Here is a 10,116-nt window from a genome sequence, read left to right on the forward strand (position 1 = left end):
CCGCCCTTAGCGCCGCGGGCGCGGTGCTACAACCAGCGTCGCGCCCACCAGCCGATGGCCTCCGCGGCGTAATGCCCCCAGTGCCGACGCCCCCAGCGCTCGGCGGGTATCTCCTCGGACTGGGTCATGTCCGCCAGAAACTGCTGCTCCAGTGCCGCGCACAGCGTCGCCGAGCGCGAGACCAGATTGATCTCGTAGTTCAAAAACACGCTGCGATAATCCAGATTCGAAGTGCCCACACTCGCCCAGTCGCCATCCACCACGGCGGTCTTGGCGTGCAGCATCCGGGGCAGATACTCGTAAATGCGCACCCCCCCCTCCAGCAAACGCGTGTACGCCGCATGGGAGGCCCAACGGGCCAGGCGCACATCACTCTTGCCCGGCAGCAGCACGCGCACATCCACCCCTCGACGCGCGGCACGCACCAAGCGACCCTGCATGCGGTGGTCGGGCACGAAGTAAGGGTTGGTGAGCCAGATACGCCGGCGGGCATCGTTCAGGGCGGCATCGAACACGCGGCGCAGCCGGCGCCGGGCGTAGAGGTTGTGATTGGAGAGCAGCACCTGTTCGGCGGACAGGCGTATCGGCAAGTGGCGCTCCCGCCGCCCCTGCCAGAACAGCTCGAAGCTTTCCGATGCCTGACGCACCAGATCACCGCCCAAACGCACGTGGGTATCGCGCCAGCGCGCTTCACCATAGAGTTCCCGGGAGCTGAGCCGGTGGATATTGAAGCCCCCCATGAAGGCACTTTCCTCATCCACCAGCAGCAGCTTGCGATGATTGCGCCGGTTGTAGCGCAAGGGGCTGCGCCAACGCCAGCGATGAAAACGCCGCACGGCCACCCCCGCCGCCAGCAGCTCCCGCTCCACCCGTGCCGGCACACCCCACAGCGAGCCGAAGGCATCCACCAGCAAACGCACCCTCACCCCACGCCGGGCCGCCGCGCACAGGGCGTGGACGAAGCGCTGGCCGAGCTCATCGCACTCGAAGATGTACACCTCCAGATCCACCCGGCGGCGCGCGCGCTGGATGGCCGCGCACATGGCCCGGTAGAGGGCGTCACCCTCGGTGTAGATCTCATCGACGCTGGAGTGCTCCACGGGCATACCGGCCTCGGCGGCGCTGGGTTAGCGCCTGGATGATGCGGGGCAATCGCCGCGGGGGGCAAGTGCACCGGCCCCGCCGCTCAGGCGCTGCGCCGCCACCAGCCGCGCCAAACGGCTGTGGTTTCACACTCCTCGGCGCCATCGGCGAACAGGCGCATGGCCAGCGCCGCCCGCTCCTCGGCCTGGTCGGGGATCGCAGCCAGGGCCTTGATGCGGTCCAGCCGATGCGCCAGGCCCTTGCGATTGGCCAGCTGTATGCTCAAGCCCGGCCGGGCGTTCAGCTCCAGCACCAAGGGGCCGCGCTCGGCGTCCAGCACCACATCCACGCCCAGATAATCCAGGCCCACCAGCTCTTGGCAGCGCGCCGCCAGCACCATCAGTCGGTCCCAGCCGGGAATGGCCAGCCCGGCAATCTCCATGCCGGTATCCGGGTGATGGTGCACCAGGCGCTCACGCCACACCCCGCTCAGGGTGCGCCCGCTGGCCAGCGCGATACCCGCGCCCACGGCGCCCTGATGCAAATTGGCCTTGCCGTCGGACTGTTGGGTGGGCAGGCGCACCATGGCCATCACCGGCACGCCGCGAAAGACGATGCTGCGTATATCCGGCACACCGCCGTAGGTGAGCTTCTCGAACACCGGCGCGAAGCGCACCCGCTGCTCGATCAGGGCCTGGTCGGGCGCACCGCCCAGGCTGTGCATGCCCGAGAGGATATTGGAGACATGATGCTCCAACGCCTCGCGTGTCACGATGCGGCCGTTGGAGCGGCGGAAGCCCCCGGGGCGGCGATCGGTCACCACCACGATCCCCGCCCCGCCACTGCCGTGGGCGGGCTTGATGACGAAATCCTCGCGGCCTTTCAGCATCGCGCCCAGCTCCCGCACCTGGCGCTCGGTACGGATCACGCCATAGAGCTGCGGCACGGCGATACCCGCGGCCTCGGCCAGGCGTTTCGTGGCGAGCTTGTCGTCCACCAGCGGGAAGAGCCGACGCGGGTTGCAGGGCATGATGTACTCGCCGTTGCGCTGGTTCATGCCGACGATGCCCAGCTCCCGAAGCTTGCGCGGACTGATCAGCATCAGGACAGCTCCCGGGCGGCCGCCGCCGAGCGAAAGCGCCACAATTCGGACAGGCGATACCCGGTGTAGCGCCCCAGCAGCAGAGTCGCCGCCAGCACCACCAGCAGCAGCTCGGGGAACACGAACACCAGGTGCTGGACGAGCGCTTGATTCATCACCAGATAACCGAGCACCGCCACCAGCAGGCTGCCGAAACCCTGCTGAAAGGCATCCCGCGCGCCGTGCTCTTCCCACACCAGCGACATCCGCTCCACGGTCATGGCGAGAATGACCATGGGAAACAGGGCCACGGATAGCGCCCGGTCCAGCCCCAGCTGATGGCTCAGCAGGCTGATGCCCACCATGATCAGGATCACCAGGGTGAGCACCGCGGCCAGGCGCGGCACCAGCAAGAGCTTGAGATGTTCCAGATACCGCCGCAACAGCAGGCCGATAGCGACGATCATGATGAACAGGGTGATGCCCCAGAGCAGCCGGGTCTCGCGAAAGGCCAGCGCGATCAGCACCGGCATGAAGGTGCCGAAGGTCTTCACGCCCACCACATTGCGCAACAGCACCACCAGCAAGGCCCCTATGGGCACCGCCAGCAGTATCCGATAGGCGTTCTGGGTATTCACCGGCAGCCCGTAGAGGGAATATTTCGCCAGGCCCGCGTTGTCACGCTGGGCCAGTTCAACCACGTCCCGCTCACCCAGCGCGGCGGAGAACTCCACCTGAGCGGGCGATCCGCCGCTGGTGGTCACCAGCGGGCCATCGCCCACCCGCCAGACCAGAGCGTTCCCGGGCAGGCCGGGCGCGCCGCTGACCGGGTCGTAACTCAGCCAGCGCTGCCCCTCGTGCACCTGCAACCAGGGCTGCAGGCTGCCCTGACGCATGCCGTCCTCCATGGGCAGCAGCCAAACGATACGAGCGGGGATGCGCGCGCCGGCCAACACCCATATCAGCCGCCGCACAGACTCCGCCGAGCCCGGCGCGTTCTCGCGCAGCAGCCGCACATGATCGTCCGGCTGCTCGGCGCCGAAGCGGCGCAACAGGGCGCGAGTGAAGGAGGCGATATCCGCCGATTCGCCCCGCACCGTCTCCAGCAGCGCGGTCACCGCCGAGCCGTAGGGCTCCGGGTAATCCGGCACGGCGGGATAGGCCGGAGGCTCCCACTGGGTATCCGCCACTTCGGCGCGCGGCGTCATCTGCAAGCGATAGTAAAGCACCTGTTCGCCGCGGGCGCGACGCACGGCCCACCGAGCCAGGCGGTTGTCGCCCCGCTGCTCGGTGGCCAGACCGTAGTTGCTGGAGATGAAGTCCTCCCCCAGGCGGCGATGCCCCGCCAACTGCTCGGCGGGAATCGCCAGATCCAGCTTGGCCGGCCCGCCCTCGGCCTCGAACTTCACCCGGGCCTCCACCGTCCAGACCCGCGCCTGCTCAGTGGGCAGCAGCGGCAGACCCAGCATCTGAGACTTGTACCAGGCCATGCCGATCCCGGTGACCAGCAGCAGCAGCGCCAGCACCCGCACGGAGGGATCACGAAGGGCCATCGCTCAGCCCGCGCCCTGTTCGCAGCCACCGGGGCCAACGAACTCGTTGCCCGGATCGATCAAGGCCACATCAGCCAGGAAGCGGCGCCCCAACAGCACCGGGTAGATGAAGCGGCTACGGTCGACGAGGGAGAACTCCGCGGTGTGGGTTTCCCCGCCCAGGCAGAAGTCCATCTCCACCACCGGGCGACGATCGGAGGGGCCTGCGTGATTCTTGATCAGCACATCGCGCGCGAGCGGGCGTTCGAAGACTTGCCGCTTTTCCTTGCCGTGGTTCTCCAGATCCACGGTAAAGCGCACCCAAGGGGCACCGTCGCGCTCGAAGCGCTCGATATTCTCGGCATGCATGGAGGCGGTGTTCGCGCCACTGTCCAGCTTCGCCTTGATCCGCCAGCCTGTTGAGCCCACGTGCAGGTACTCGACCCAACCGAGCACCACCCGCTGCGAGGGGGTGTCACCACCCGCCTGCACCGGCGCGGCAAACAACAGACAGAGCAGGATCCGCGCGAGCTCGCGACGCATGAAACACACCTTTACTTCGCCGTGGGGTCGCCCATTGTCGGCAGTCAGTAAAAGTGTGACAAGAGTCTCTATATGACGACAGTTGCGGGGAAAAACGGGCTCAGAGGGAGACTTCCACCCGGTTGCGGCCGTTCTCCTTGGCCCGGTACAGGGCCTGGTCGGCGCGCTCGATGAAGCTCTTTCGGTCCTCGCCCGGGCGCAGATTCGCGCAGCCAAAGCTTGCCGTGATACTGATCCACTGCTCGTCGATCAGAAACGGCGTGCCGGCCACTTCCTGGCGCACGCGCTCGGCACAGGCGCGGGCCCCATCCAGATCGCAGCGGGGCAGCAGCACCACGAACTCCTCCCCCCCATAGCGGCAGACCACGTCCATGCTGCGCGCCACGGTCTGGATACGCCTGGCCACTTCCCGCAGGGCCTGGTTGCCCGCCTCGTGGCCGTGGGTGTCGTTGAAGCGCTTGAAGTGATCCACGTCGATCAGCATCACCGAAAGCCCCTGCTTGCGGCTCTGGCGTTGGGCTTCGCTGATGCGGTGGCCCAGCTCGGACTCGAAGAAGCCGAAGTTGTGCAGCCCGGTCAGCCGGTCGGTCACCGCCTGCTCCGCCAGCAGTTCGACCTTCTGGCGCAGGCTTTCGTTGAGTTCGTTGATGGACTGGTTCTGCTTGGCCACCAGCTCGTAGAGCTGGGCATTGCCCAGGCTGGTGCCGACGAAGTCTCCGAGCAGATCGATCAGCTCCTGCATGTCTTCGTCCAGGCTTACCGGCTCGCGCAGGCTTGCCAACCACAGCACGCCCACGGCCTGCTGCTTGCGCCGTATGGGCACCAGCAGGAAGGTGCGCGGCTCACCCAGGGCCTGCAGAGCCGCCAGGTCGTTATCCGCCATGGGCAGATCGCGGATCTGGGCCGCATCCGCCAGGTAAAGCGGCGAATTCTGCATGAATACGATGGGCAGGGCGCCGGCATCCACCCGCAGCGGATAGTGCGCGTCACGGTAGAAAGCCCAGGCGCGCTCGCGCTCCAGCTCGAAGCCAGGCCGAGTCTGCACCGACTGGACCTTGAGCTCATCGCCCTCCTGCAGAGCCACGCCGATCAGATCGAAGGGGAAGCGGCGCAGGAACTCCTCGGAGATCGCCTCGTAGATGAGCTCACTGGAGCGCAGATCGTTGACTCGGGCCACAAAGCGCAGGAACGCCTTCTGGTCGCGCTCGGCGGCCTCCAACGCCCTCTCCCGCCGGCGCACCGATTCATGGTAGCGGGCGTGGGCAAGCTGGTTGGCGAAACATTCGACCAATTCGTCCAGACGCTCACGGCCTTGCGCCGAGAGGGTCTTCTGATCGCACAGCAGCACCGCCACCGAACCCAGCACCCCCGAGCGGGCTACCAGGGGCAGCACCAGGATGGCGCTCAGCCCCATGAAGCGAAAACGGGTACGCACACCCTCGGGGCACTCCGCCAGGGTGTCCTGGTCGATGTAGACCGGGGCGCTGCTGTTCACGCAGCGGCTGTGCAGATCGTCGCCGCCCAGGGGAATGCGGGTATGTCGGTAGGTATCCTCCAGCGCCGCGTGGGCAGGAGGCAGCCGCAGCATGCGAAAATCCAGATACTGCCGCGCATCATCCGCCAGGGTGACCAGATAACCGTCCACTTCCGACAGGGCATCCAGCTCATCGCCGAGCAAATCCAGCAGCACGTCCAGATCGATGGTCGCGCTGATGGTCTTAAGCAGCTGCGTGTCCGCACAGCCCCGGAGTTCGGGCAGGGTTTCCGTCATGAACCGGCTCGCTAAACGCCGTTTATAAAAGAATTATTAGGCACGTCGCGGCCGAATATAACGCAGCCCCCGACAAAGGTGAACACCGGCTCAGTGTCTCCTTCATCCCCAAGCGGTAAACGGCTCCGTCAACGAACGGGTGAGCACCAAGGCGTCTTCCCGACCCTGCTCCGCGGGATAGTAGTCCTTGCGGCGGCCCACGACACGAAAGCCGAGCTGCTCGTAGAGGCGCCGAGCGGGCACATTGCCGGGGCGGACCTCCAGCAACAGGCACTCGGCGCCCAGGCGGGCGGCCTGGGCCAGCGCGTGGCGCAGCAGACGCCCACCCAGGCCCCGGGACTGAAAGTCGGGATCCACGCAGAGATTGAGCAGATGCGCCTCACCGGCCGCGCAGGACATCACCGCGTAACCGCGCAAAGCCTGGGCATCCAGGCCGACCCAACAGCTATAACCGACCCGAACGCAATCGCGGAAGATGCCCTCGGTCCAGGGATAGGGGTAGGCGCGCCGCTCCACCGCCATGACCTGGGGAATATCCGCTTGGCTCATGGGGCGTATCAGCAGCGGGGGCTCATCCAGCACTCGGGCGCTCACGCCGCCTCCCGGCGCAGCAGAGCCATGCCACGCTTGAGATCCTGCCAGGCCTTGGCCTTTTCGGAGGGCATGCGCAGCAGGTAGGCCGGGTGATAACTGACCAGCAGCGGTATGCCCGTGGCACCGTAGTGGTGGGCGCGGCCACGCAGTCGCCCCAAGGGCTCATCACTGGCCAGCAGACTCTGCGCGGCCACCCGTCCCAGGGCGAGAATCAGCCCAGGCTGCAGCAGCTCCACCTGGCGTTGCAACCAGGGCGCGCAGGCGCGCAATTCCTCGGGGCGCGGATCCCGGTTGCGGGGCGGGCGACATTTCAAGGTATTGGCGATGAACACCTGCTCCCGGGCAAGGCCCATCGCCAGCAGCATATTATCCAGCAGCCCGCCGGCGGGACCCACGAAGGGCTCGCCCAACCGCTCCTCGTCCGCGCCCGGCGCCTCGCCGACCACCAGCAGGCGGGCGTCCCGGGCGCCGGAACCGAACACGGTCTGCGTGCGCCCCTCGCACAGGCCGCATTGGCGACAGCCGCTCACCGCCGCTGCCAGTTCGGGCCAGTCCTGCGTCAAACCGGAACCCCCGGCCACCCACGGCTGCGGCTGCGGCTGCGGCTGCGGCGAGGATTCTGTGGGCTGCGTCGGCGGCACATCCACCGGCGCGGTTTCCACCGACGCGGTTTCCACCGACGCGGTTTCCACCGACGAGGCTTCCACCGGTATCGCGGTGGCGGGCGCGGCCTCGGTTCGCGCCGCCGGTTCGCGCGGCACCCAAACGTCCACGCCCAGCCGGGCGAGGTAGTTCAGGCGGCGCTGTTCGGCGGCATCAGCCATGAGACTCCCGGGTGCTCAGACCCCGTCCACCTGCGGATGGGTGCGTTCGGCGCCCTGCATGACCTTGTTCAAGGCGTTCAGATAGGCCTTGGCCGAGGCGATGACGATATCGGTATCGGAACCCTGCCCGTTGACCACGCGCCCGGCTTTCTCCACCCGTACGCTCACCTCGCCCTGGGAATCGGTGCCGCTGGTGATGTTGTTCACGGCATAGAGCAGCAGTTCGGTGCCGCTTTGCAGGATCTGGTCGATGGCTCGGAAAGCCGCATCCACCGGGCCGCTGCCCGCGGCCTTGGCCCGACGCTCCTCGCCGTCCACCGACAGGACCAACTCGGCCTCCGGGCGCTCGCCGGTCTCGGAGCACACGCGCAGTGACTGCAGGCGCACCCGCTCGTTCTCCAGCGACCAGGTGGCCTCGCTCACCAGGGCCTGCAGGTCCTCGTCAAAGATCTCGTGCTTCTTGTCGGCCAGGTCCTTGAAGCGCACGAAAGCCTCGTTGAGCTGCTCTTCCGAATCGAAGGCCACACCCAGCTCCTGCAGGCGGCTGCGGAACGCGTTGCGACCCGAGTGCTTGCCCAACACCATGCGGTTCGCGCCCCAGCCCACATCCTCGGCGCGCATGATTTCGTAGGTCTCGCGGTGTTTGAGCACCCCGTCCTGATGAATGCCGGATTCGTGGGCGAAGGCATTGGCACCGACGATGGCCTTGTTGGGCTGCACGGCGAAGCCGGTGATATTGGAGACCAGCCGGGAGGTGGGCACGATCTCTTGAGCGTTGATGTCGGTCTTGCAGGGAAACACGTCCTGACGGGTGCGCACCGCCATCACCAGCTCTTCCAGCGCCGCATTGCCGGCCCGCTCACCCAGCCCGTTGATGGTGCACTCCACCTGGCGCGCGCCGTTCAGCACCGCGGACAGGGAGTTGGCCACCGCCACGCCCAGGTCGTTGTGGCAATGCACCGACCAGACCGCCTTGTCCGCATTGGGCACATTCTCGCGCAGGCGGCGGATCAAGCCGCCGAACTGGTCGGGCAGGTTATAGCCCACGGTATCGGGAATGTTGACGGTGCGCGCCCCGGCGTCGATCACCGCTTCCAGAATCCGGCACAGGAAATCGAATTCGGAGCGACCGGCATCCTCGGGGGAAAATTCCACATCGTCGGTGAGCTGGCGGGCCTGCTTCACCGAGCGCACCGCCTGCTCCACCACCTCGTCCGGCTCCAGCTGGAGCTTCATCTTCATGTGGATCGGCGAGGTGGCGATGAAGGTGTGGATGCGCCCGGCTGCAGCATCTCGCAGGGCCTCGCCGGCACGGGCGATATCCGCCTCGCGGGCACGGGCCAGGCCGCAGACGATGCTCTCGCGCACCGTGCGCGCCACCGCCTGCACGGATTCGAAGTCCCCATTGCTGGCGGCGGGGAAGCCGGCCTCGATCACATCCACCCGCAGGCGCTCCAGGGCGCGGGCGATGCGGACCTTCTCCTCCCTGGTCATGGAGGCACCAGGGCTCTGCTCGCCATCGCGCAGCGTGGTGTCGAAAATGATCAGTTTCTCTTTATCGCTCATGCCTTGCTCCCCATCGTGCGCCGGACTGCGCGGCGCGCATTCTATCACCGCGTGTCCCGCTCTTCCCCGGCCACTCGTTCGCTCTCGCCGCCCCCACGCGCCGCCTTGCGCTTTCTACGCTGACGTACGGTCAGCGCCGGGCCCGTGCACAGGTAGATCAGCGCCGCGGCAAACAGCACCCGAGGCGGATCGATGGCGGCGAAGGCCAGTAGCAACACCAGGACCACCATGGCGATGAAAGGCACTCGGTAGCGGAAATCGAATTCCTTGAAACTGTAGTAGCGCACATTGCTGACCATCAGCAAGCCCGCCGCCAGGGTAAGCACCAGCGCCACATAGCCCACCGACACGCCGCCGAAGTTCCAGTCCGCCCCGCTCCAGACGAGGCCCGCCACCACGGCGGCGGCGGACGGGCTGGGCAGGCCCTGGAAATACCGCTTGTCCGCCGAGCCCGCCTGGGTGTTGAAGCGGGCCAGACGCAGGCCGGCACAGGCGGCATAGGCGAAGGCGGCGATCCAGCCCATCTTGCCCAGGGTCGGCGCCACTTCGGCCAGATCGGCCAGCGCCCAGTGGTAGACCACCAGCGCCGGCGCCAGCCCGAAGCTGACCATATCGGCGATGCTGTCGTACTGCACGCCGAAATCGCTCTGGGTGTTGGTCAAGCGCGCCACGCGGCCGTCCAGCCCATCCATGATCATGGCGATGAAAATCGCTCCGGCCGCGGATTCGAAAGCACCGTGGCTGGCGGCGACGATGGCGTAGAAACCGAAGAACAGCGCGATGGTGGTGAGCAGGTTCGGCAACAGATAGATGCCGCGCCGGCGGGGTTGTTTCTCGTCCTCGGACATAGACCTCGTTTCCCTGGTGAAGCGGTGTCAACGGTAGAGCATGCGCCGGTTCCGCTCAAGCGGGAAGCGGGATGATGAAGACGCGTGAGATCTGGGAGGCAACCGTCTATCGGTTTTGCAAGCTCGGTGCGGGCCCTGGGGGTGGTGCGGCCTGCGGCGGCCCACGATTTGGCACCGGGCTGCGCCCGGCGCTCCCCTGCGCTTCTCGCCGGAAGGGGGCGAGCAGCAAACTCGCTACGCTCAAACAAGCTGCTCGCTGATCCCCTTCCGGCTG

Annotated in this window: 9 protein-coding genes; all 9 read right to left on the reverse strand. The window is 66.9% G+C overall.

The window, feature by feature from the left end:
* Nucleotides 1-26 precede the first annotated feature (26 nt).
* The 9 genes from GBG68_RS11740 to pssA all read right to left on the reverse strand — a co-directional run bounded on the left by GBG68_RS11740 (nt 27) and on the right by pssA (nt 9,842).
* A complete protein-coding gene (locus GBG68_RS11740; RefSeq protein WP_226801784.1) occupies nt 27-1,106 on the reverse strand; it encodes a phospholipase D-like domain-containing protein in 1,080 nt (359 codons plus the stop codon).
* A gap of 80 nt (nt 1,107-1,186) precedes the next feature.
* Complete coding sequence (locus GBG68_RS11745; RefSeq protein ID WP_152147548.1) at nt 1,187-2,185, reverse strand: alpha-L-glutamate ligase-like protein; 999 nt, start codon at nt 2,183-2,185, stop codon at nt 1,187-1,189.
* A complete protein-coding gene (locus GBG68_RS11750) occupies nt 2,185-3,717 on the reverse strand; it encodes an inactive transglutaminase family protein (protein WP_152147550.1) in 1,533 nt (510 codons plus the stop codon). Before GBG68_RS11750 ends, GBG68_RS11745 begins: the two co-directional genes overlap by 1 nt.
* A 3-nt stretch (nt 3,718-3,720) precedes the next feature.
* Complete coding sequence (locus tag GBG68_RS11755) at nt 3,721-4,239, reverse strand: ATP-dependent zinc protease (RefSeq protein WP_152147552.1); 519 nt, start codon at nt 4,237-4,239, stop codon at nt 3,721-3,723.
* 100 nt (nt 4,240-4,339) lie between these two features.
* Entirely contained in the window at nt 4,340-6,010 is a 1,671-nt protein-coding gene (locus GBG68_RS11760) for a GGDEF domain-containing protein (protein WP_152147554.1), read from the reverse strand.
* Nucleotides 6,011-6,112: 102 nt separating this feature from the next.
* Nucleotides 6,113-6,604, reverse strand: coding sequence for a ribosomal protein S18-alanine N-acetyltransferase (rimI, locus tag GBG68_RS11765; protein ID WP_226801785.1), 492 nt, complete (start codon nt 6,602-6,604; stop codon nt 6,113-6,115).
* Nucleotides 6,601-7,428 (reverse strand): uracil-DNA glycosylase, encoded by an 828-nt coding sequence (locus GBG68_RS11770; protein ID WP_152147556.1) that lies wholly within the window; start codon nt 7,426-7,428, stop codon nt 6,601-6,603. The genes rimI and GBG68_RS11770 overlap by 4 nt, the downstream gene beginning before the upstream one ends.
* Nucleotides 7,429-7,443: 15 nt before the next feature.
* Nucleotides 7,444-8,994, reverse strand: coding sequence for a 2-isopropylmalate synthase (locus GBG68_RS11775; protein WP_152147558.1), 1,551 nt, complete (start codon nt 8,992-8,994; stop codon nt 7,444-7,446).
* Nucleotides 8,995-9,038: 44 nt separating this feature from the next.
* Nucleotides 9,039-9,842 (reverse strand): CDP-diacylglycerol--serine O-phosphatidyltransferase, encoded by an 804-nt coding sequence (pssA, locus tag GBG68_RS11780; RefSeq protein WP_152147560.1) that lies wholly within the window; start codon nt 9,840-9,842, stop codon nt 9,039-9,041.
* Between the last annotated feature and the right edge of the window lie 274 nt (nt 9,843-10,116).

It is taken from the genome of Alkalilimnicola sp. S0819 (genome assembly GCF_009295635.1).
Taxonomy (GTDB): domain Bacteria; phylum Pseudomonadota; class Gammaproteobacteria; order Nitrococcales; family WHIW01; genus S0819.